At 67.4% G+C, this 21654-nt stretch carries 15 protein-coding genes and 3 pseudogenes; 8 read left to right on the forward strand and 10 right to left on the reverse strand.

What is annotated here, in order from left to right; all coding sequences use genetic code 11:
• The first annotated feature begins 292 nt into the window (after positions 1 to 292).
• Positions 293 to 1162 (forward strand): IS5 family transposase, encoded by an 870-nt coding sequence (locus ACFPQ9_RS43355; protein WP_380865739.1) that lies wholly within the window; start codon positions 293 to 295, stop codon positions 1160 to 1162.
• 45 nt (positions 1163 to 1207) lie between these two features.
• Here ACFPQ9_RS43355 and ACFPQ9_RS43360 read toward each other — a convergent pair whose 3' ends face one another.
• Complete coding sequence (locus tag ACFPQ9_RS43360) at positions 1208 to 2053, reverse strand: IS5 family transposase (protein WP_380865742.1); 846 nt, start codon at positions 2051 to 2053, stop codon at positions 1208 to 1210.
• A 160-nt stretch (positions 2054 to 2213) separates the two neighbouring features.
• Between ACFPQ9_RS43360 and ACFPQ9_RS43365 the strand changes: the two are divergent.
• Together ACFPQ9_RS43365 and ACFPQ9_RS43370 are read left to right on the forward strand one after the other, a co-directional pair.
• Positions 2214 to 4422, forward strand: a pseudogene (locus ACFPQ9_RS43365) (MMPL family transporter).
• Positions 4419 to 4652 (forward strand): ferredoxin, encoded by a 234-nt coding sequence (locus ACFPQ9_RS43370; RefSeq protein WP_380865744.1) that lies wholly within the window; start codon positions 4419 to 4421, stop codon positions 4650 to 4652. Before ACFPQ9_RS43365 ends, ACFPQ9_RS43370 begins: the two are co-directional and overlap by 4 nt.
• Positions 4653 to 4788: 136 nt before the next feature.
• On the opposite strand, the gene ACFPQ9_RS43375 is transcribed toward ACFPQ9_RS43370, so the two are convergent.
• From ACFPQ9_RS43375 to ACFPQ9_RS43395, 5 genes are all read right to left on the reverse strand, one after another.
• Entirely contained in the window at positions 4789 to 5994 is a 1206-nt protein-coding gene (locus tag ACFPQ9_RS43375; RefSeq protein ID WP_380865747.1) for an ROK family transcriptional regulator, read from the reverse strand.
• 578 nt (positions 5995 to 6572) lie between these two features.
• Positions 6573 to 7862: an alpha-L-fucosidase gene (locus ACFPQ9_RS43380; protein ID WP_380865748.1), complete on the reverse strand. Its 1290-nt coding sequence runs from the start codon at positions 7860 to 7862 to the stop codon at positions 6573 to 6575.
• Complete coding sequence (locus ACFPQ9_RS43385) at positions 7859 to 8698, reverse strand: carbohydrate ABC transporter permease (protein WP_380865751.1); 840 nt, start codon at positions 8696 to 8698, stop codon at positions 7859 to 7861. The genes ACFPQ9_RS43380 and ACFPQ9_RS43385 overlap by 4 nt, the downstream gene beginning before the upstream one ends.
• Positions 8695 to 9660: a carbohydrate ABC transporter permease gene (locus ACFPQ9_RS43390; RefSeq protein WP_380865754.1), complete on the reverse strand. Its 966-nt coding sequence runs from the start codon at positions 9658 to 9660 to the stop codon at positions 8695 to 8697. The genes ACFPQ9_RS43385 and ACFPQ9_RS43390 overlap by 4 nt, the downstream gene beginning before the upstream one ends.
• Positions 9657 to 11003 carry an ABC transporter substrate-binding protein gene (locus tag ACFPQ9_RS43395; RefSeq protein WP_380865757.1) on the reverse strand — a complete coding sequence of 449 codons (1347 nt, stop codon included), beginning with the start codon at positions 11001 to 11003 and terminating at the stop codon, positions 9657 to 9659. Before ACFPQ9_RS43395 ends, ACFPQ9_RS43390 begins: the two co-directional genes overlap by 4 nt.
• Positions 11004 to 12095: 1092 nt before the next feature.
• Between ACFPQ9_RS43395 and ACFPQ9_RS43400 the strand changes: the two genes are divergently transcribed.
• The 5 genes and pseudogenes from ACFPQ9_RS43400 (at position 12096) to ACFPQ9_RS43420 (ending at position 16895) form a co-directional block, all read left to right on the forward strand.
• Positions 12096 to 14345: an alpha-L-fucosidase gene (locus tag ACFPQ9_RS43400; RefSeq protein WP_380865759.1), complete on the forward strand. Its 2250-nt coding sequence runs from the start codon at positions 12096 to 12098 to the stop codon at positions 14343 to 14345.
• 54 nt (positions 14346 to 14399) lie between these two features.
• Positions 14400 to 14557, forward strand: a pseudogene (locus ACFPQ9_RS43405) (fumarylacetoacetate hydrolase family protein); the annotation flags it as partial.
• A gap of 279 nt (positions 14558 to 14836) precedes the next feature.
• Positions 14837 to 15010: a hypothetical protein gene (locus tag ACFPQ9_RS43410; protein ID WP_380865762.1), complete on the forward strand. Its 174-nt coding sequence runs from the start codon at positions 14837 to 14839 to the stop codon at positions 15008 to 15010.
• Between the two features lie 12 nt (positions 15011 to 15022).
• Entirely contained in the window at positions 15023 to 15334 is a 312-nt protein-coding gene (locus tag ACFPQ9_RS43415; RefSeq protein ID WP_380865764.1) for an L-rhamnose mutarotase, read from the forward strand.
• 853 nt (positions 15335 to 16187) lie between these two features.
• Positions 16188 to 16895: a FadR/GntR family transcriptional regulator gene (locus ACFPQ9_RS43420; RefSeq protein ID WP_380865766.1), complete on the forward strand. Its 708-nt coding sequence runs from the start codon at positions 16188 to 16190 to the stop codon at positions 16893 to 16895.
• Positions 16896 to 16929: 34 nt separating this feature from the next.
• Here the strand turns inward: ACFPQ9_RS43420 and ACFPQ9_RS43425 are convergent, their stop codons facing one another.
• The 4 genes and pseudogenes from ACFPQ9_RS43425 to ACFPQ9_RS43440 form a co-directional block, all read right to left on the reverse strand.
• Positions 16930 to 17577 (reverse strand): RICIN domain-containing protein, encoded by a 648-nt coding sequence (locus tag ACFPQ9_RS43425; RefSeq protein ID WP_380865769.1) that lies wholly within the window; start codon positions 17575 to 17577, stop codon positions 16930 to 16932.
• A gap of 45 nt (positions 17578 to 17622) precedes the next feature.
• Complete coding sequence (locus tag ACFPQ9_RS43430; protein WP_380865772.1) at positions 17623 to 18933, reverse strand: Gfo/Idh/MocA family protein; 1311 nt, start codon at positions 18931 to 18933, stop codon at positions 17623 to 17625.
• Between the two features lie 75 nt (positions 18934 to 19008).
• Positions 19009 to 19176: pseudogene (locus tag ACFPQ9_RS43435) on the reverse strand (carbohydrate ABC transporter permease); the annotation flags it as partial.
• A gap of 200 nt (positions 19177 to 19376) precedes the next feature.
• The gene (locus tag ACFPQ9_RS43440; protein WP_380865775.1) at positions 19377 to 21545 is read right to left on the reverse strand and encodes a hypothetical protein; all 2169 of its coding nucleotides are present in this window, start codon (positions 21543 to 21545) and stop codon (positions 19377 to 19379) included.
• Between the last annotated feature and the right edge of the window lie 109 nt (positions 21546 to 21654).

Raw genomic sequence — 21654 nt, forward strand, 5'->3', positions numbered from 1 at the left:
AGATCACCAGTGGGCGCAAAACTAGAGATAAAACCGCACTACAGATGAAAACGACCTCTAAGAGGTCGTTTTCATCTCGTCTGATGGGTTATCAACATGTTTTGACTCTCCAGCAGACTGATGCTGGTGAGGCTGCCAGGCTGGTGGTGGCTGTCGAGACGAATGGTGTGACACCTGGGGCCGAGGATGGCTTACGCCTGTCTCATTCCAGGACGCCCAGATCCGTCCCGTGCTTCGATACGGCCGCACGCACGCCTGGGCGCACGCCCCCACGTGGCGGTATCTCCAGGTCATGACTGACCGTCGCCCGTATCCGAGTGATCTGTCCGATGCCCGCTGGGAGTTGATCGAGCCGGTGCTGTCCGCCTGGCGCTACGAGCGCCACGGCCGGGCACTGGGCTTCGGCCGACCCGCCGAGCTCGACCTGCGCGAGATCATGAACGCGATCTTGTACGTGGACCGCACCGGGGTGCAGTGGCGCTACCTGCCGCACGACTTCCCCCACTGGAACTCCGTCTACGGCTACTTCGCCAAGTGGCAGAAGGACGGCATCTTCACCCAGCTCAACGGCCTGTTACGGGAGTTGGTCCGTGAACAGGAGGGCCACGGCGCCGAACCCTCGGCGTGCGTGATCGACGCACAGAGCGTGAAGACCTCCACCAGCGTCCCCGCCGCCAGCCAGGGCACGGACAACGCCAAGAAGATCGTAGGCCGCAAGCGGAGCATCGTGACCGACACGCTCGGCCTCCTGCTCGCGGTCCTGGTCACCGCGGCCAGCGTCCAGGACTCCACCGCCGGCACCCGCGTGCTCGACCAGGTCGCCGCCGACCACCCCACGATCCGCAAGACCTGGGTGGACGGCGGCTACCGCAAGCACTTCGTCGAGCACGCCGCGGCCCTCGGCATCGACATGGAAATCACCGCCCGCCCTCCCGGGAGCAGGGGCTTCACCCCCATCCCGAAGCGCTGGACGGTCGAGCGGACCTACGGCTGGCTCATGCTGAACCGGCGCCTGGCGCGCGACTACGAGGCCCTCCCGGCCCGTTCCGAGGCCATGATCCATCTCGCCATGGCCGACTTGATGGCCCGCCGTCTCACCGGCGAGGCCACCGTCTCCTGGCGCGACCCGACATCAGCGGATCAAATACGCATCCCAGGATGAAACAACAGGAGAAAACGACCTCTTAGAGGGCGTCTGAAAAGCCTGTCAGTGGGCTGGTCTTGCGAGGCGGCGCACGAGGAGCATGGCCATGGTTAGGTAGATGGCGTTCTCCGAGCAGACGCGCAGGTACTCGTAGTCCTTCGACAGGCGGCGACACCGTCCCAACCAGGCAAATGTCCGCTCTACCACCCAACGCCGTGGTACCACCGCGAAGAGGGGTACTGCCGGAGGCGGTGTGTCTACCTTCGCCCAGGTCGAGCGGAATCCTCCGTCGCGGCGCTGCACGACCTCCACGGTGATGCCGGTGACTTCCCGGGCCCAGGCATGGAAGTCGGCGCCGCGGTAGCCCTGGTCCGCCCACAAGTGCCGAAGGCGCGGAAAGGCGTCGGCAGCCCGGGAGAACAGCACCACTGCGCCGTCGCGGTCGCCGACGCTCGCCGGGCTCACGCAGGCCACCAGGACGGTGCCGCGGGTATCGACAAGCAGGTGGCGCTTGATGCCGCTGACCTTCTTGCCGCCGTCGTAGCCGTGCAGGCCACCGCGCTCACTGGCCCGGACGCTCTGACTGTCCACGATGGCCGCGCTGGGCGTGGGATGACGGCCGAGCTGCACCCGCTCGCGTTCGCGAAGAGCCGTCAACATCCGCTCCCACACGCCTTCTTGATGCCATCGCCGCCAGTAGTGGTAGACGGTCTGCCACGGTGGCAGGTCATGCGGCAGCAGTCTCCAGGCACAGCCGGCCTGCAGCCAGTACGTCAACGCGTTGAGGATCTCCCGCCGCGTCTGTTTCGCCGGTCTTCCACCGGGCTTGACCGCCGGAACCAGCGGACGGAGGATCGCCCATTCCGGATCGGACAGATCCGTCGAGTAACGGGTACGCAGCCCGCACACCCCAGCCCCCGAAAGTGCGCCACCACCCCGCTACCAGGCAACTTGCCCGCTGATAGGCTTTTCAGACGCCCTCTGGGCCTCGGCCGGTCCAGCTTCGACACCACGCCGGAATCACTGCACCGGGCCTGAGCTGCCCGACCGCCCACTCGAGGGGACCATCATGTTCGAGCGTCTGGCCAGGCTGACCACGGCACGGCCACGACTCATCCTGTTACTGGCGTTGCTGTTCGCGGCAGCCGCAGTCGTCCTCGGCGGCGGCGTGGCCGAACGACTGCAGGGTGGCGGAACCACCGACCCCGGCGCTGAATCCTCCCAGGCGGCTGATCTTCTGGGACCGGGAGTTCGCCGCGGGACGTCCCAACCTCGCGCTGCTCGTGAAGACGGACGCGGGAGTGGACTCCCCGGATGCCGCCGCAGAAGCCGAGCGGCTTGTCCGCCGGTTGAGTGGTGAAGAATCCGTGCAGGGGGTCACCTCCTACTGGCAGGACGAATCCCCTGCACTGCGCAGCACCGACGGCACGTACGGGCTGATCGTCGCCCGGATCACCGGCACTGAGACCCAGGCCGACGACACGCTCGCCGAGCTCGCACCGGACTACCGCGGAGCGCACGGCCCGCTCGATGTGAGTATCGGCGGTGCAGCCCAGATCCGCTCCGAGGTGCAGGAGCAGAGCCGTGAAGACCTCGCTGCGGCAGAACTGATCGCGCTCCCACTGACCTTGTTGATCCTGGTCCTTGTCTTCCGCAGTGCGATCGCTGCACTGCTTCCGATCGTCATCGGCCTGATCGCGATCGTGGGTACGAACGCATCCCTGCGCTCAATCACCAGCTTTACCGATGTCTCGGTGTTCGCACTCAACCTAACCACCGCACTCGGCCTCGGACTCGCCGTGGACTACGGGCTGTTCATCGTGCGCCGCTAACGGGAAGAGCTGCACGGCGGGGCCGATGCCAGGACTGCCGTCCGTACCACCTTGGCCACAGCCGGCCGTACCGTCGCCTTTTCCGCGCTCACAGTGGCCGTCGCGCTCTCCGCAATGCTCATCTTCCCCATGTACTACCTGCGTTCGTTCGCCTACGCGGGCATCTCGGTCGTCCTCATTGCGGCGGCCTCGGCGCTCCTGGTGTTGCCTGCTCTGCTTCTCGTCCTTGGTCGCCGGATCGACTCCCTTGATCTGACCCGACTTCTGGGCCGACGCGAGCGGGGCGTCCATGCCGACGCTTCGGGCAGGCGCTGGCGACGTATCGGCGAGGCCGTTGTCAAACGACCTGTGATCTTCCTCGTCACCGCGGTCGTCGCCCTCGTCGCGCTCGGACTGCCGTTCCTTGGAGTCACCTTCGGCAACATCGATGACCGCCAACTGCCCAAGAGCGCCGAAGCCCATCAGGTGCACCAAGTCATCCGCGACCACTTCGAGTCCCGGCCCACTGGCGTACTCGATGTGGTGACGGCGACCCCTGCGCAGGACGGTGATATCGCCGCGTACGCGACCAAGCTCTCGGCCCTCGACGGCGTGGCGCGGGTCGACTCCTCCGCCGGCGTCTATGAGGCAGGCCGGCAACTCCAGCCCCCGGGCCTGCGCAACAGCGCTACACGGCACAGGGAGGCGAGGCCTCATATCTCTCCGTCGTACCCTCCCTCGAGGACGTCTCCCCGGAGAGCCAGGAGCTTGTACGCAAGATTCGCGACGTGCCCGCGCCCTTCCCCATCCTGGTGGGCGGCGGCGCGGCCGAACTCGTCGACACCCAGGACACCCTCGCCGAGCGGCTGCCGTACGCCTTGCTGGCCATGGTCGACGTCACCATGGTGCTGCTGTTCCTCATGACCGGCAGCGTGATCGTTCCGCTCAAGGCCGTGGTGCTCAACGTCCTCAGTCTCACCGCCACCTTCGGAGCGCTCGTCTGGGTCTTCCAGGATGGTCATCACAGCGGCCTCCTCGGAGATTTCACCGTCACCGGGTTCATTCCCGCGACCCTGCCGGTGCTGATGTTCTGCGTCGCCTTCGGACTCTCCATGGACTACGAGGTATTCGTCCTCTCCCGTATCAAGGAGGAGTACGACCGAACCGGCGACAACACCCGCGCGATCGTGTTCGGCCTGCAGCGCAGCGGGGGAGTGGTGACCGCTGCGGCCGCCGTACTGTCCATCGTGCTTGTGGCCATCGGCACGTCACAGATCACCAACATGAAGATGCTCGGCCTCGGTCTCGCCCTCGCGGTCCTGATGGACGCGATCGTCGTACGAGGAGTCCTGGTGGGCACCCGGACCGTTGCGCCGTATCCACGGCAGGTTCGGCATCACGGAGAGCGCCCCGGAGCCGGAACCCGTCTCGGCGGCTGCGGCTGTGAAGGCAGGCGAACCGGCATGACTGAGTCAACGGACCGCTGGACAGTCGAGATAGAGAGCAGCATCTGCGTCGGGTCCGGTCTGTGCGCCGCCACCGCCCCGGACTGCTTCACGCTCGACACAGCGGGGCGTGCGGTCTCGGCGCACCGGATCGTGGAGCCGGCCGACGAGATTCTCGAAGCGGCGGAGAACTGTCCCGCCACGGCCATCTCCCTCCACTCGGGAGACGGCAAGGAGATCTTCGCGGCCTGAATCCCCTTCAGTGGCGCGAACCCCCTGTCCCGGTCCGGCACTTGCGTGCTGGACCGGGACAGGGTTCTGTTCAGCGACAGCAAGGACCCTTGTCTGACGCCTGACGCAATTGGGTCGCACACGGCCCACCCGGACGTCAGGGCAGGGCTTGCACGCCCTCGGCCATGGAGATCAGAGCGGCCAAGGCAGCGCCCTCGACCGGCGCCCATGCGTCCAGGCCCGAGACCTCGAGCTCGTCGTAATCGGAGGCAGGCATGAGCAGTGCAGTACGGAAGGCTTCGCGCGCCGGCTCCGTCATCCAAGGCGCCAGCCGCGCATAGTGCCCGCCCAGAACGACGACTCTCGGGTCGAGAATGGCCGCGACCAGGGCGGCACCGCGGCCGAGCCAGGTTCCGGCTTCTCTCAGCGCGTCGACGACTCCGTCGTCACCGGCCTGGGCGAGCGCGACCAACCGGTCGACGCCCTCAGCCACACCGTCCGGCTCGACTCCGGCCCGGCGCTTCGCCGTTGCCCGCTCGAGACCTACGGCGATGATGGCGGACATGCTGGCCCGGGTGTCCAGACAACCGCGCCTGCCACAGACGCATGCACGTCCGTCGGGATCGACGATCAGATGGCCGACCTCGCCTGCCAGACCTCGCTCACCGCGCCAGAGCCGCTCGCCGGTGATGATCCCGGCCGAGATGCCGTATGTTCCGGAGAGGTAGACGAGGCTGGTGGCGGCCAGGCCGTCGCGTCGGCGTTGGCGCTGCTCGGCCAGCGCGGCGAAGTTCGCGTCGTTGTCCAGCAACACCGGAACGCCCCCGCCGAAGGCCTCGGCCACCCCCGCCCGTAGTGCGACGTCCCGCCAGCCGAGGATCGGTGCGTACTTGATCGTCCCGCTGGTCGCGTCGACGAGTCCGCCGACGCTGACCCCGACTCCGAGCAGCCTGCGTCCTTCCTGGCCGACCGTGTCCAGCGCCTCATGCAGCGCCGCGGCCGCGTGGCGCAGTAGGCCTCGGGGGTTGGCGGCGTCGAACTCGACAGTGCGTTCGTTACGCAGCAGCAGACGGCCTCGCAGTGTGTACACACCGGCGAGCACGCGTTCCGAGCCGATCTCCAAGCCCGCGACGGCGAAGTTCTCGTCGTCGAGATCGAGCAGTGCCACTGGCCGCCCACGGCCGCCACGGGGCGCGGTGGAGACCTCGGCGACCAGGCCGCGACGCACGAGGTCGTTGACAATCGGAGAGGTGGATGCCCGTGACAGCCCGAGAGCAGTCCCCAGCTCAGGGCGGGTGAGCGGACCATGACCGATCAGCCGACGCAGCATTGCCAGGGCGCCCGGATCGATCTCGCCGGTCACACAGCCTCCTTCTCGACGTCGGCAGATCTTCCCACGGCCTGCGCCGTGGCGACCAGGCGGGCTGCCCTCCCTTCACGTACGAAATAGGTGTTGATGGGTGGCGTTCCGTCCTGAGGATGGCCACGCCACCGGTTACGCACCGGTATGCGCGTGCTCGACCGATCGTCGGACGCATGACTCTCGTGTATGTGCCGGACCCGGTTGCCGTACTCCGGACGCAGGCCGAACGTCTGCATCCGGGCGGCGTGGTGGCTCCCGTGGAGACAGACCTGATGACGGCCGGCCCACGCCCCGCGACACCCCTGGCCACCCAGGTGGTGTCCTGGACGGCTGCGCCCTTCGTGGGCACTGACCTCTTCTCCCGCTCGCTGGGCCGGGAGCTCTGGGATGTCCTGCGGAAGGCGAGTGTTCGACCCCTCAGGTTCCGCGGAGATCTCACCGTTCCCGCGTCTCGGCTGCCTCAGAGGTCATCGCACGCACAGGCTTCCCGTCCTCGTACGGTGTCGCCGTTGGGGCGGTGGGAGGAATCTCGCGAGCGATTCCTCCCACCGACTGGTGAGCCGCCCCGCCCGCCTGGCTCACTGCTCCGCGTTCAGATCCACCGCCACCACCGTGCACAGGTCGTCCAGTTTCGCCGAGGGGATCGTGACCCGCAGTTCCCCGGTCGGGTCGGTGGAGGCGGCGTGGATGTCCTGCAAGGCGGCCTTGGTCGACCAGGACAGCGGCTCACCTGTGGCGAGGAGCGTGACGTCGCGGACGCGGTCCACCGGGATACCGCGGACGGTGATCTCCTCGTACGGTCGCATCGTCAGATGCAGAAAGAGGCGGCTGCTGCCATCAGGGTGGACGCGTCGCGTCGAGGGACCCTGGAACTGCCACAGGTTCAGGCCGGCCTGTGTACCGCGGATGCTCTCCCCGTGCCGCTCCATCCAGCTGGCCAGTGCCTGAAGCCGCTGCACCGCCTGGGGAGGGAAGGTGCCCTCGGCAGTGGGGCCGACGTTCAGCAGCAGGTTGCCTCCCATCGACGCGGTTTCCACGAGGGTGTGCAACAGGGCCCGGGGGGACTTCCAGGTGTCGTCGGAGGGGACGTGGCCCCAGGTGGAGTTCATCGTCATGCATGCTTCCCACGGGCCGTCCGGGGCCATTACGGGCAGCTGCTGCTCGGGGGTGGTGAAGTCACCGTGGCCTACGCAGCGGTCGTTGACCAGTGCGGCGGGCTGGTGGCTGCGTATCAGCTCACGGATGCCGGCGAAGTCCCATTCCTCGGGACTGTGCTCGAACTCGCCGTCGAGCCAGACGATGTCGAGGTCGCCGTAGCCCGTGAGGATCTCCTCCAACTGGCCGAGCATGAAGCGGCGGTAGTGCGCCCACTGGTCGGCGGTGCCTCGGCGGTAGACACCGACGCGGTACGGCTTGGCTATGGCGTCGTCGGTCAGGCGTGGGTAATCCTCGTGATGCCAATCCACGATCGAGAAGTACAGGCCGATGCGAAAGCCGCGGGCGCGGAAGGCGTCGACGAGTTCGCCGGTGATGTCCCGGCCCCAGGTCTTGGTGACGGAGTAGTCCGACAGCTTGGTGTCGAACATGGCGAAGCCGTCGTGGTGTTTGGTGGTGAAGACCACGTACCGGGCGCCGGCCTGCCATGCCTGTTCGGCCCAGTCCGTGGGGTCGAAACGCTCGGGGCGGAAGGACGGCGCGTTGTCGAAGTAGGTGCGGACCGGGACCGGGTCCAGTGCCGGTTCCTGCAGATGGACGCCGCCGGTCGCCTGCCAGCTAAGTTCCCAGCCGCGAGTGCTGGCGTGACCCCAGTGCAGGAACAGGCCGAGGCCCAGCCCGCGGAACCAGGAGGCGTGGGTGTTGGCGGTCACTCTTTGTTTCCTCCTGCGGTGATGCCCTGGGTGATGAACCTGAGCCCGGCGACGACCAGTACGACCGCCGGTACGGCAAGTAGCACGAGGGCGGCGAAGTACTGCGAGGTCTGCTCGGGGGTGGGCCCGAAGGCGCTCTGGATGGTCTGGACAGCCTGGGCCGCGGTGGTCGTGTCGGCGTTCTTCAGCACCATGGACGGGAAGACGAAGTCCTGCAGTGACCACATGACCGAGAGCGCGGCCAGGTTGACCAGTGCGGGGCGGGCGGCCGGCAGGAAGATGTGCCAGAAGATCCGGGCATGGCCGGCCCGGTCGATCCGGGCGGCCTCGATGATCGAGTCCGGAATGCCGTCGGCGTAGTTGCGCAGCAACAGGACTGCGAACGGAAGGGTGAGAGCCGCTTCGGGAAGGGCCACGCCCAGCGGGGAGTTGAACAGGCCGAACTGACCGGTGATGTAGTAGACGGGGACGATCACTGCCACGGCCGGGACTGCCAGGAAGATCAGCACCAGATGGTAGAGCGTCTCCCTGCCGGGGAAGGTGATCTTGGCGAAGGCGTACGCGGCCATCGCGCCGACTGCACAGACGAACAACGCGTGCAGCGCGGCGATGACGAGGCTGTTGCCGAACGCGCGGACCAGGCTGACCTGGTTGAACTCGCCGGTGAGGACGGTGAGGTAGTTGCCGAAGCCTCCGTGGGCCACGGACTGGCGGACCGCGGTGATGAGCGGGAACGCCCAGAGCAGGCCGCCTACCACCAGGACCGTGTAGACGGCCACGTTGTCGCGTGGGCGCTGGCGCAGCCGGGCGAGCGGGTTGTCGATTGCGGTGCTCAACGGGACCTCCGCTCGAGCAGGATCTGGACGGCGGAGACGGCGAGCGCGATCAGCAGCACGATGACCGCCGCGGCGGAGGCGTAGCCCACCCGGCCGCTGCCCATCATCGTGTTGTAGAGGTAGGTGCCGGTGATCTGGGTGCGGCCGCCGGGCTGGCCGTTGGAGGAGAAGTAGACGACGTCGAAGGCGCGGAAGCTGCCGAGGAGTACGGACAGGATCACGGTGCGGTGGGTGCCGCGCAGCATGGGGAACAGGATCAGCCGGTACATCTGGCCGGCCTTCGCCCCGTCGATCATCGCGGCTTCGAGCACCGAGGTGTTCAGGGTGGACAGATCCGAGGTGTAGTACATGACAGGCAGCCCCACCAGATACACCAGCAGGACGAACAGCGCCGTGTACGCGGGTCCTGTGCTGCCCAACCAGTCCTGGGTCAGACTTCCGAGGCCCACGCTGCGCAGCATGGCGTTGACCGCACCGTCGTCGGTCTCCAGCATCCGCCCGAAGACCGTCGCAAAGAGCGACAGCGGGATCAGGGAAGGCAGCAGGAAGACGGCGTAGAACAGGCGCCTGAAGCGCACTCCGCTGGCCAAGCTCACGGCAAGGAAGAAGCCGATGGTGAGCGCAGCACCGATGGACACCGCGGCAAAGATCAGGTTGTTCAGCAGCGCCGTGTGGAAGGCGGGGTCTGTGAGCACCAGGCGGAAGTTCTCCAGGCCGACGTCGGTGACGTCGGTGAAGGACAGCGAGGTCTGCTTGGTGCTCATGTCGGCGAGGAAGCCGAAGGCGTAGAGGTAGTAGATGGCGTAGAAGACAGCAAGCGGGGCCAGGAAGATCGCCGCGGCGAGGAGGGCCCGGCGGGTGCGGCTGCGCCGGCCCGCCGTATGGGCGGGGCCTGGGCTGGGGCGCGCCGCCGGGCGTGAGGCCGTAGCCTCACGCCGGGCGGTGGTGGTGAAGGCGCTCACTGGGTGTCGTACCGTCCGCTCGCCCACTCCTTCTGCATCTTGTCGGCCGCCGCCTGGGGGGTGGACTGGCCGCGCAGCACGTCGAGGATGGCGTTGCCCTCGACCTGGTTGAGGAAGGACTGGTTGGAATTGCGTGCCGAGCCGGCGCTTCCGATCGCCTCGGACACGGCCGCATAGCCGTCGCGGGCCGCCTGGCTGGTCAGCACGTTTTCGTCCGGCTTGAAGCCGTCCTTGGCGGGAACCAGGACCAGGTCCTTCGACCACGTGTCGACGCCCGCGCCGAGCGTCATGAACTCGATGAACTTGGCGGCCTCGGCGACGTGCTTCGACGCCTTGGGGATGGCCAGGCCGCCTTCGGCATAGCCGCGCGCCGCCGGGCTGCCGCCGCTCCCGACCACTGGGAAGGCACCGGCGCCGACATCCGTCAGTCCGATCTTGTTGGCCTCGCGGTAGTTCTCAGAGAGCATGGAGCTCTGCCAGGAACCGTCGACCAGGAACGCCGCCTTGCCAGAGGTGAACTGCTCGGTGGGACGAGTGCCCTTCAGGCTCAGCACGGACTTGCTGACGATGCCCTTGTCGAAGAGGGACTTGTACTCCTTGAGGGCGTTGACCAGCTCGGGGTCGTTCCACTTTTTCTTGCCGGCGAAGATGTCGTCGGAGAGCGAGGGGGACGTCTGGCCGGCGATGGTGAACAGCATCTCCTCCTGCCAGTAGGGCTCGCCGGTGAAGACGACCGGGGTGACGCCTGACTTCGCCTTCTTGATCTTGTCCACGGCGGCCTGCAGCTCGTCAGCCGTCTTCGGGAACGGTATGCCGAGTTGCTTGAGCATCGCGGCGTTGGAGAGCATCACGGCGCTGCCGATGGAGCCCATGGGTACGGAGTAGAGCTTGCCGTCCTTGGCAGCCTTCTCGGTCTGGGCGACCATCGTCGGGTTGAGCTGGTCGCGCCAACCTGAGGGGAGCTCGTCCTGCCAGTCGGCGACGGGGCGCAGCTGTTCGCGGACGGTGTTGGTCATGGCCGAGATCTGCACGCCGACCAGGTCGAGGGACTGGCCCCCGTTCAGGGCGAGCGGCAGCTGCTTCTGATAGTCAGCGGCCTCGAACTCGCGGAGGTTGATCTTGATGCCCGGGTTGGCCTTCTCGAAAGCGCTGATGGCCTCCTTGAGAGTGGCTTCGAGGGGAAACCAGGTCCAGTAGTTCAGCGTGACCGTCTCACCGGGTTTGGTCTTGTCCTGCTGGGCCTCGTCCGTGCCGCCCACACCTCCGCTGTCGCCGCAGGCGGCGGTGAATCCGAGGGTCAGGACGATTGCCGCCGCACCGAGTGCACGGATGCGTCCGCGCATGCTTGCCTCCTGAAGAGTTGCTGACCACGCCATCGTGGTGAATTAACGTCTACATAGACGACATAAATCAACCCCTCGTTGCCATTCTGTTTCCTGGGGGCTGCGGACTGGCCGCCTTCTTGGGCGAGCTCAGCAGCGTCACGAGAAGCCCGTGGCGTCGCAAGACGGCGGACGCGGCCGGTGTCCGGCGGCACCGACTCAATGCACGGCGGGACGCCGGCGACCCTGCTTGACCTCGATGATGAGTATTGCGCGGTGGGCGGCCTGGCGTTAGGCGTCGACCGGGTGCCTCTGCTGTATACACCCTGGTCGGGTGGGAGTTACTGCCCGCTGAGAGGGTTGTGGACTCCGATTGCGTCAACCCGTGTCGCGCTGCGCGCCGAGGTGGAAGAAGCACTGGGGTGCCCTGGTACTGATTGACGCCAACTTCCTTGCGCTGGACGAGCGCCGCCACTGACTACGGGCCGGCCAGGAGGCCTCCCGTCTGGTCAATCTCACCGGTCCGGACGCAATCAGCGATGGCATCCCGGGGTGGACCCGTCTGTGGGTAGGGCGGCGCGGCTGTTTCGATGTGCGGGCCGGGCTGTCGGAGATCGCAGCCGAGGTGCTGGCACAGAGCACCCGACGCGACGGCCACGGCGACCTCTCCGACGCGATGGATGAGCTGGTCACACGGGCGCGTTCAGTCGATGAGCAGGTCGTCGCACGCCGGCTCGTTCGCAGAAGTCCAGCTGGTCCCGGGCGGCGACGTGCCTTGTTCGGGGGGTGTCGGCCGTGGCCGACTGGGCCACACACGAGGGCGCAGCCCTGGCGGGGCTCAAGTCACTCGCGGAGGGCGAAGGGGCGTTCACAGATGGCCCGACCGAGCGGCCCAAGGCGGGAGATGGTTGCCCGGTATTTATGTCTTCCATCGCGACATAACTCTTGACCCCAGTCAACTCCGCCCCATAGCTTGACGCCGCTGCCGGGCTCCGGGATTTCGGCACTTGCCCCCTCGGGCTGCCGAACCCCGCCGACGTGAGCCGCGCCGACATGCCTTGAGAGGCAGACCTGGCGGCCTTCCCCTCCCCTCTGTCCGAGAGGACGTGTCCAATGACCCCACTCTCCCGCCGGCAGTTCGTCGGCATCGGTGCCTCAGCGACCGCCGGTGCGCTACTGGCGCTCGACGCCTCGCCCGCCTTCGCCGCGACCGTCCCGCAGGCCGGCCCCGTCCCCGTCGTCTTGGAGACGGGCACTGGAACGGACGCCGACCTCACAGTCCTTATGGCCGCCGCCGCGGAGCGCAGCGACGCCCTGAGCGTGTACGTTGCCGACCCCGCCAAGAACTTTTGGGTGGACAACTTCCGCACTGCGGACGATTTCCTGGCCTGGACCGTCTCCGCCCCCGCCGTCGGCACGTACCGCGTCACGGTGCTTCTCAGCGCCGCCGCCGGTCAGCAGTTCAAAGTCGCCGTTCGTGGCGGGGGCCCGTCCTTCACCTTCACTGCCGCCGCCGGATGGCAGCGCGTTGACGTGGGCACACTGGTCCTCCCTAAGGGTGCATCCACGATCGAGCTCACCCGTACTGGGACGCTGAGCGGCGACGTCCGTGTCAAGTCACTCGAGGTACTGCTCGACGCCGACGAGGCTCCGCGCCGGCAGCGGATAGCCGCCGCCCGTGCAGCGGCCGACACCTCGTGGCTGCACAACGCCGTTTACGGCCTGATGTTCCAGTACGGCGCCTGGGGCTTCCCCGACAACGTCGGCCCCGCCAAGTCCCTCGAACAGCAGGCCGCCGACTTCGACGTCCCCCGCTTCGTCAAGACCGTCGAGGAAACGGGCGCCGCCTTCGTCATCTGGTCCTACAGCTGGTGGGGATTCCGCCCCGACGGACCCAACGCGGCCATCGACACGATCATGGGCAGCGGCGACTACACCGCCACCCGCGACCTGATTGGTGAGGTGGCCAAGGCCCTCAAGGCCAAGGGCATCCGCTTCGCGCTCTACTACCACGAGGGCAAGGAGGAGGCCGGGTGGTGGAACAAGCAGAACTTCCCAGCCACCTTCCCGCGCGCAGGTGCTGGCGACCGCAGCACGTTCCTCGCCAACTGGAAGGCCGTCGTCACCGATATCGGGAGCCGGTACGGCACAGACCTCGACGGCTTCTTCTTCGACGACGGCATCGTCTACTACCCCGCCCCCTTCGAGGAATTCGAACGCGTCGCCCGCACCGGCAACCCGCATCGGGTCGTCTCCTGGAACAGTTGGGAACTGCCGCGGCTCACCGAGTTCCAGGACGTGTACTTCGGCGAGGGCCACCAAGGCTCGTCGATGACCGGCAGCGGACCGGACGGCGTCTTCACCTCCGGCCCGTACGAGGGCCTGGTGGAGCACGGCATGTTCACCATGGAGAACGACTGGGGCGTCCACGTCCAGAACCAGAAGATCACCACCTCCGTGACCAGCGCCGAGGCCATCGGTTGGGTCGGCGCCGCCAGCCGACGCAAGGTGCCGCTCTCCTTCAACCTCATGATGTACGAGGACGGCACGATGGCGGAGTCCAGCCTGGCTGTCCTGAACGACCTGCGCCAGGCCGTACGGGGCACCGCTCCCGCCCTGCCAACCGGCACCACCACGGTCAACGACAATGAGACCACCGCCGTATACAGCGGTTCGTGGTCCCGCTCGACCGGCCGCGGCGCGGGCGACTACGGCGACGACGTCTCCTACACCACAGCCGATGGCTCCTACGTCGACTTCACTTTCACCGGCACCGGTGTCGACGTCCTCGCGCCCTTCGCGTCCAACGGGGCATCCGGCCAGATCACCGTTGACGGCAAGGCGATCGGCACCTTCAGCGAGTCCGCCACCGCGTACCGTCCCCAGCAGGTGGTCTACTCCGCCCGCCATCTGCCCTCCGGCGCTCACACCGTGCGCCTTGCCAAGACCTCCGGCACGTACTGGCAGATCGACGCCTTCCGTACGGTGCCGAACCGGGTGACGTACAACAACGACGCCTCACTCATCGCCTACCACGGCACCTGGAGCCGGGCCGCGAACCGCGGAGTTGGCGATTACGGCGACGACGTGTGCTGGACGAAGACGAACGGCGACTCCTTCACCGTCACCTTCACCGGCACCGGCCTCGTGCTCAGTGGCCCGATGTCCAGCGCCGACGGCAATGCGTCCGTCAGTGTGGACGGCGCCGGCGGCGGCACGCTGAGCGCCACCTACGGTGGTAACTACAAACCCCAGCAGACCTTGTGGACCATGGACCACCTCACGCCGGGACAACACACGGTGACGGTGACCAAGACTGGTGGCACCTATCTGCAACTCGACTCGGTCACCGTCATTCCGTGACCGGACTGACTGCGGGTCGGCCCGAACAGGCCTTTGGAGGCTGTAGATCGACCGATCGGCGACGACGTGCCCGAGCGGGAATTCCAGCTCGGACACTCGCCGCAGTGGGACCTCGGCAAGTCGTGCGAAACGCTGAACCCGCTCGGTCCCTGGCTGGTCCGCGCCGACGAAATCACCACCCGCAGCAGCTCGGGCTGAGGCTCTCCGCCAGCCGCTCCGCGGTCGCGAGCGTTCTCCTTGGCGCCCGCACCAGCGCGCAGGTACAGGACGCTGTGGCGCGGCACTCGCAACCTCTGCCCGACGCCTTGTGGTAGGAGCTGAAGATAGTGGGCCTGCTGCGCATGAAGGTTCCCCCGCCGTGCGCATCGCTCTGTTGCTCAGCTGCTGACCACCTGCGCCCTGTCAATCGCCGACTTCGGCACGCTCACCCTCGACGCGGCAGCAGGGTCAGGGCCGCCGCGCCCTGACCCTGCTGCCCGACTGCCACCTGTTTGTATGCGGCGGCCGACGTCAGCGGCGACGTCCCCGAGGCGCTCGAACGCCTCTGTTCGTGCCGCCCGCTGATCTTCGTTTCCGGTCCGTCCGCAACCAGTGGCAACGAGCTGGAGAGAGTCGAGGGCGTGCCCGGGCCGCGCACCCTGGACATCCTGATCATCGAAGACTGAGGAGATGTGACCATGAGAGTCGCCCTGCACACCAAGGTCCGCGCGGACTGCATCGAGGAGTACGAGGCCGCCCACCGCGCAGTTCCCGCGGAACTGACCAAGGCGATCCGGGCTGCCGGGGCCACCCAGTGGACCATCTGGCGCAGCGGCACCGACCTCTTCCACGTCATCGACGTCGACGGGTACGAGGGGATGATCACCGAGTTGGGCAGGCTGCCCGTCAACGCCGCCTGGCAGACCCGGATGGCCGGCCTGGTGGAGGTGGCCCACGACTATTCCGCCGGTGGCGCCGACACACCGCTGCCCGTGGTCTGGGAGCTCTGAGCCGATCGGATGGGTATCGTCGACGCCCACCACCATGTGTGGGACCTCGCCGTCTGTCGCAACCACGGTCCTCGTCCAGACCGTCGCCGCGCCGGGGGAGACCTGGAGTTCCTCTGGCTGTCTCCCGGTGCTGCCAGCTCTGTGCGCTTTCGGCAGCCAGCACACTGTCGGGCAGCGCGGACGAACGCACACCATGCGCAATCCACTTGGGCGAGAAGGTCTCACCGATGATCTGGAGCCACCGGGGCATTGCTGGTCACCGGGAAGAACGCACCTGAGATAAACGGCAGCCCGAACACGGGCAACATCACCCAGGCCAGCGCCTGGCGGGGTTGGGGAACAGCGCTCCGACGGCCGCGCCGCGCAGGCAAGGGCGATCAGGCCGAGCGTCACCACCCAAGAGCGTGAGCCATCGGGCGACGGTGTGGGGGAAGCCGGAGCGGGGGAAGGGACCCGCTCGCGAGACGTCGACAACCTGGGCTGCTGCCAGGCTCGTTGAAGCGGTGCCGCCCGACAGGCGACGGCCATCGGATGGCGGAGCCGCGGCCTGTACGGAACAAACGGATCGCCATCGGCTGTCGGCTGTCGGCTGTCGTACGGAGGCTTTGCCGGCGAGCCTTCGTATATGACAGCTGTGCACCCGCCGATGGGACCTCGCTGGCTGAAATCTGGCAGCCGGGCCCGGTGCGGATGCCGAGCATTGTCCGTACGGCGATCCATCTGGCACGAGTGCTCATCTGACCACTTCCATCATGTCTCACCTATGCGGCACATTTCCTCGATCAAGTCGAAGCATTGGTCTGATGACTTCGCTGAGTAGACTGCCGCGACAAAGTCATCACAGAGGGGCACCATGGGCGCCACGGAGGTTGCGACTCCTGCCAAGGGGACCGTCACGCAGCGAGCCATCGCGCAGATCAAGGAGATGATCGCCGATGGCACGCTCGAGCCAGGGCAGCGGTTGCCCACTGAGCGCGATCTCGCGGAACACCTCGGCCTCTCGCGCAGCTCGATGCGTGAGGCGGTCCGGGCGCTGACCGTCCTCGGTGTCCTCGAGGCGCGGCACGGCTCAGGCGTCTACGTGACTCAGCTGGCGGTCGGCGATCTCCTGGAGACCTTCGGCCTGGTTGCTGAGGTCTCCCCGAAGGCGCGCCTCGTCGAGCTGCTCGAAGTGCGCAGGATCCTGGAGTCCGCCGCCACAGCACAGGCGGCTGCCCGCATCGATGAAGACCAACTGTCCTCCGTGGCACGCCACTTGGCGGCGATGAACGAGACGGCCGACACCGAGGAGTTCATCACCGCCGACATGGCGTTCCACCAGACGATCGCGCGGGCGGCAGGCAACGAGGTGCTCGCGGCGATCATCGAACAGCTCTCCTCCCGGACGTTCCGGGCCCGCGTCCGGCGCGGCCATCAGGACACGGCCGCCCTCGATCAGGCCCGCGAGGAGCACAGGCGGATCCACCGCGCGCTCGAGGCGCGTGACCCGGAAGCCGCACGTACGGCCGCGGCTGCCCATGTGCGCGCGGTGGAGGAGTGGCTGCGTTCTCAACTTGACTGAGTTTGCAGCGGAGTTGAGTGGCCGTCGCTGGGCGTCAGAAGATGTTGAACTCCTGACGCCCAGTGCCGTCGAGCGGACGTTGCTCGAACTGATCGCCCTGGGTTCCGCCCGCGGTCAGGTACAGGCCACTGAAGCTGTTGGCGATCCGGAACCGGCCGATGCCCGCGTCCTCGACCAGCCATTCATCGTTGGTGTTCGCCCCGGCCTCGTACTGGTATTGGATGACCTTGGCTCCAGAGTCACGGGAAGCTCCGTGCACGACGACGGCCTTGCCGCTGCCCTGATTGACGATCCGCACGTAGCCGTCGTTCAGTGATTCGAAGGCGAAGCGCGGGTTCTGGCCGTCGTTGCTAGGCCAGCGCACGATCTCTGCACCGTCTCCGACGCTGGCCCACTTCACTTCGAGGACGTGGTCACTTCCCGCCACGGTCACCTTGTGCTGGCCGCTCGGCACGGACGCGGCCCGGGTCAGCTTCACGACGTGACCGCCGCCTGATGCCGCAGGGACCTTGATGATGTCTCCGGCGCTGATGACCTGCCTGGTGCGGACCAGACCGGCGGGTCCATCGGTGGTGATCTCCGCGTGCCAGAGGCCGGAACCCAGGAAACTCGTCGCATGCTCACCATGGCCTGCCCCCGCGTCTGAGGCTGCACGCCGATGCCGTCGGAACGTGCCTTTCACGTACGTTACGTCGGGTTGAGGAAGGATGAATCCGTGCCGGAGGGTTCAGAGCTGGACCACGGTGCCGGTGTGGCGGGCCCGCTCGGCGGCGAAGACCGCGCGGTGGCTCGCCAGGCTGACGTCGATGCCGGAGACGATGAGCTCGGGACGCCCACCGTGCAGGGCGTCGAGGTAGGCATTGATCAGCGCTTCGTCGCCGCCCGCGTGCCCTTCGGCCGCGGACGAGCCGTCGAGCGAGGTGTCGTGCACGGTGCGGGTCTCGGTACGGAAGTCGTAGACCTCGATGTGGCGGCCGTCGCCTGTGAGCTGTCCACGGGTGCCGAAGATCTTGGTGTGCCGGTTCTCCAGCGGGGTGAACGCCGTCAGGGTGAACGAGGCGGTCACCCCGCCGTCGAATTCCAGGCTGACGACCTGGTGGTCGGGGACGTCGTTGTCGCTGTGGTAGACGCAGCGGCCGTAGGGGCCCGTGGTGAGCGCGGTGGTCACGGCCTCCTCGGTCAGCTCGCCGGCGGTCATGACCCGGGTGAAGTACTGCTTGGTCCCGCCGTTGCGCAGCCCGTCCCGGTAGAGCGTGGTGGCCGAGTACGCGCAGGTGTCCCGCAGCGGGCAGGTGATGCAGCGGTCGGTGGCGCCCTCGGGCGCGGCCTCGGACCGGAAGTGGGTCAGGGATCCGAAGGAACTCACTCGCGCCACCGGTCGGCCGACGATGTGCGAGATCCAGTCGATGTCGTGGCAGGACTTCGCCAGCAGCAGCGGCGAGGAGTCGTCCTCCCGCCGCCAGTTGCCGCGGACGAAGGAGTGGGCGAAGTGGTAGTGGCCGATCGGCTCCAGGTGCTGGAGCGAGACGACGTCGCCGATCGCGCCTTCCGGCAGGAGTTGCCCCAGCTTGACGGTGTACGGGGTGTAGCGCATCACGTGGCAGATCGCCAGGGCGGTGCCGTTGCGTCGCGCGGCGTCGGCGATCTTCTCGCAGTCCGCCTCAGTGGTCGCCATGGGCTTCTCCAGCAGCAGCTGGTAGCCGAGGTCGGCGAGGCCGATCGCAGCGGCGAGGTGGTCGGAATCGGGGACGGCGATCACCGCCACGTCGGCGATCCGCGGCCGGGCCAGCAACTGGTGCCAGCCGTCGAACCGGTACTCGGGGGTGATGTGGTGCTTGGCTGCGAACGCCTCGCGGATCCGGCTTCGCGGTTCTGCGACCGCCACCACCCGGGCGACGTCCGGCCGCTTGGCGGCGAGGTCGGCGTACGCGCCGCCACGGGCGCCAGCGCCGACGATCACGAGCGAGAGTGCTCGTTGCAGCGGACTGTCCGGCTCTCCGGTGATGAACGTCGTGGGTTCGGATCTTGCCAGAGTCAACACGGCTTCCTTAGAACGGGGTTGGCTGTGCGGGGGAGGAGGGAGCGTGCGACGGTCGATGCTGCCGCCGAGGGGTCATCCCTTGGTGGCTCCACCGGTCAGGCCCTTGACGAAGTGCCTTTGGGAGGCGAGGTAGAAGACGAGGATCGGCAGGGTGGCCAGGAACATCAGTGAGAAGACCGCCCCGAAGCCGCTCTGGTGCTCACCGATCGCGCGGTAGATGCCGACGGTGACTGTCCGGCCCGGGTCTTCGAGCCGGACACCTTGCGCCCGGTGGACCTATTGCGACTCCAGCCAGCTCGCGCCCGGCTTCGCCTTCGGCGGATCACCTGGCCGGTGGCCGGTCCAGGATTGGCTGTGATCAAGGTGTGCCTGGGGCGAGGTGCGTCACGGCGGCGTCGTGGTGGGCGGGGTTGGGGCCGTACCCGCCGATGCCAGTACCTCTAGGTGACCTGCAGGGCGTCGAGGGTGACCCAGGCGCCACTCCTGGTGACGACCTTGAAGGTGTGATCGCCGGGCGGGAGACCAGTCTTGGTGTAGACGGGGGTGAGGACAGTCCGGCTCGGGGCGGTGAGGTTGACGGTGGCGTCGAGGGCGCCGTCGATGTAGACGTCGGCCTGGCCCTGGTCGCTGCCCTTGATGCCGTACCAGGTGACGCCCTTGCCGGTGAACGACACGGTTGCGGTGGAGCCGGCACTGTTGGAGTTGTGGCAGGTTCCGGCATAGCAGCCGCCGGGGTTGTAGCCGCTGAAGGAGCCGGTGTAGGTGATGCCCGACTGGGCGTCGTCGACGATGCTGCCGAGCAGGGGCGTGGTGACGAACCGGTCCACGGTCACCCAGCCGGCGTTCTGGGTGGTGATCTTGATGGTGTGCTCGCCCCGCCTGCTGTCGAGAGGGAGTTCGGGGCTCGTGTAGACCGGGACGTTGACGCTGCGGGTGGGTGCCGCGAGATTGACGGTGGTGGGGGGGCCGCCGTCGATCGACACGGTGGCAACGCCCTGGTCGGGGCCGGTGATGCCGTGCCAGCTGATCCTGGATCCGTTGAACCGGTAGGTCGCGGTGGAGCCGGAGGCGTTGGCGTTGTGGCAGGTGTTGTCGAAGCAGCCGCCGGGGTTGTAGCTGCCGAAGGAGCCGGTGTAGGTGACGAGTGGGTTGCTGTCGTCCACGTCGGAGGTTCCGACCTCGAACCCGTCGATCGTGACCTCTGCTGCCGACTGGGGCGTGACGGTGATGGTGTGGCTGCCTTGGGCCAGGCCCTGTCGAGAGAAGACCACGTCGTTGCCTGTGGCCGGGGACGAGGCGAGGTCCACGGTGGCGACGAACTGTCCGTCGACGGACACGTCGGCCTTGCCGGACGCCTCGGAGCGAGCGCCGATCCACTTGACCGAGGGACCGGTGAACCGGAAGGTGGCTGAGCCCCCCGGCGACGAGGACACGCGCGCTGCTCCGCCGGAGTACTGGCTACCGGATGACGTACCCCAACTGCCGCTGTAGGTGATCGTCGATGCGGATTCCTCTGACCGGATGCCTGCAGCGGGGATGTTGCCGACCGCTTCGCCGACTGCTCTCAGACTGGCCATCGCAGATGCGGAGATGTGGCCGTTGGCGCGGTCGTAGCCGACGTCCCACGTGATGGCTCCGCCGGCGTTGGTGACGCCGAGGGTGCGCCACGCCATCAAATCGCCGCTGGTGGCCATGGGTGCGTCCGGGGGGTTGCCCCAGTATGTCTGGGCCACCGCGAAGTAGGTCTTCTGGGCCTTCGTGCCGAGGGAGGTGTCGAACCGGGCGGTGGTCTGCGGCCATTCGTCGGAGTCGATCTCACCTGCGGTGAAGTCGGCGTTGGGCGAGTTGGGCCCCCACTTGTTCAACCCGGGGTTGAGCGCGACGACGCTCTGGGCGTTGCCGGTGCGGGCGGCGCTGATCATGTTGTCGAAGTACGTGGTGTGCCCGAGCCAGCCGCCGTCGATCCACCACCCGGACACCAGGTTCCCCCACTGCTGGGACCAGTGGCTGACGACGTCGACCCAGTTGGCCTGGAACTCCGGCTTGTAGGTGCCCCCTTCGCCGTCCGTGCCCTTGGGATCTCCGCCCAGGCCGACGGTGGCGTAGGAGTCGTAGCGGGGCGCGGTCGCGGGCACGTACACCATGAGCTTGATGCCGGTGCCCTGCAGTGCGAGGCCGATGTCACGGATCAGTTCACGCTGAGCAAGCCTGCTCGGGTGTTCCGGGGTGGGTGGCACCAGCCCTTCGTAGACCGAGTTGGGTGAGGCCCAGTACCCGGAGATCTGGCCGACGGAGATCTGGAACCATTTCGCGCCGACGGACTGGAGCTGCTGGACCAGTCCCGGCACGTCGAAGGAGTTGACCCGGTTGTTCCAGTCGGCCGCCGACGGCCACTCGCCGGTGACGTACGAGCCGGTGGAACAGCCGGGCGGGCATCCCTCGGCGAGGTAGTGCATACCCACGCCGAACTTGCCCTGGTTCATCCAGTCGGTGGCACTGCCGCCGACGGCGAAGGCCGGCTCGGGAGCGGCGATCGCGGCGGCCGCCGCGATGAGAGCCGCCGCGCAGACGGCAGCTGCCCGCGCACGCAGTCTCGTCAGGAGTTGCATCGTGGTCCCTTCGAATGGGGCGAGATGAGACGGACATCTGTGGACGACTCAGCTGGTGCGACGGGCGGAGGTGGGGGCGGCACCTATGCCGCCCGCCAGTACAGCGAGC

Origin of the sequence: Streptomyces coerulescens (genome assembly GCF_042657965.1) — a bacterium.
GTDB lineage: Bacteria > Actinomycetota > Actinomycetes > Streptomycetales > Streptomycetaceae > Streptomyces > Streptomyces coerulescens.

Bases quoted from the DNA above. Each gene is read 5' to 3' on its own strand.
- ACFPQ9_RS43370 (WP_380865744.1), top strand. From the start codon at position 4,419: ATGACTGAGTCAACGGACCGCTGGACAGTCGAGATAGAGAGCAGCATC.
- ACFPQ9_RS43420 (WP_380865766.1), top strand. From the start codon at position 16,188: ATGGGCGCCACGGAGGTTGCGACTCCTGCCAAGGGGACCGTCACGCAG.
- ACFPQ9_RS43400 (WP_380865759.1), top strand. From the start codon at position 12,096: ATGACCCCACTCTCCCGCCGGCAGTTCGTCGGCATCGGTGCCTCAGCG.
- ACFPQ9_RS43440 (WP_380865775.1), bottom strand. From the start codon at position 21,545: ATGCAACTCCTGACGAGACTGCGTGCGCGGGCAGCTGCCGTCTGCGCG.
- ACFPQ9_RS43395 (WP_380865757.1), bottom strand. From the start codon at position 11,003: ATGCGCGGACGCATCCGTGCACTCGGTGCGGCGGCAATCGTCCTGACC.
- ACFPQ9_RS43415 (WP_380865764.1), top strand. From the start codon at position 15,023: ATGAGAGTCGCCCTGCACACCAAGGTCCGCGCGGACTGCATCGAGGAG.
- ACFPQ9_RS43355 (WP_380865739.1), top strand. From the start codon at position 293: ATGACTGACCGTCGCCCGTATCCGAGTGATCTGTCCGATGCCCGCTGG.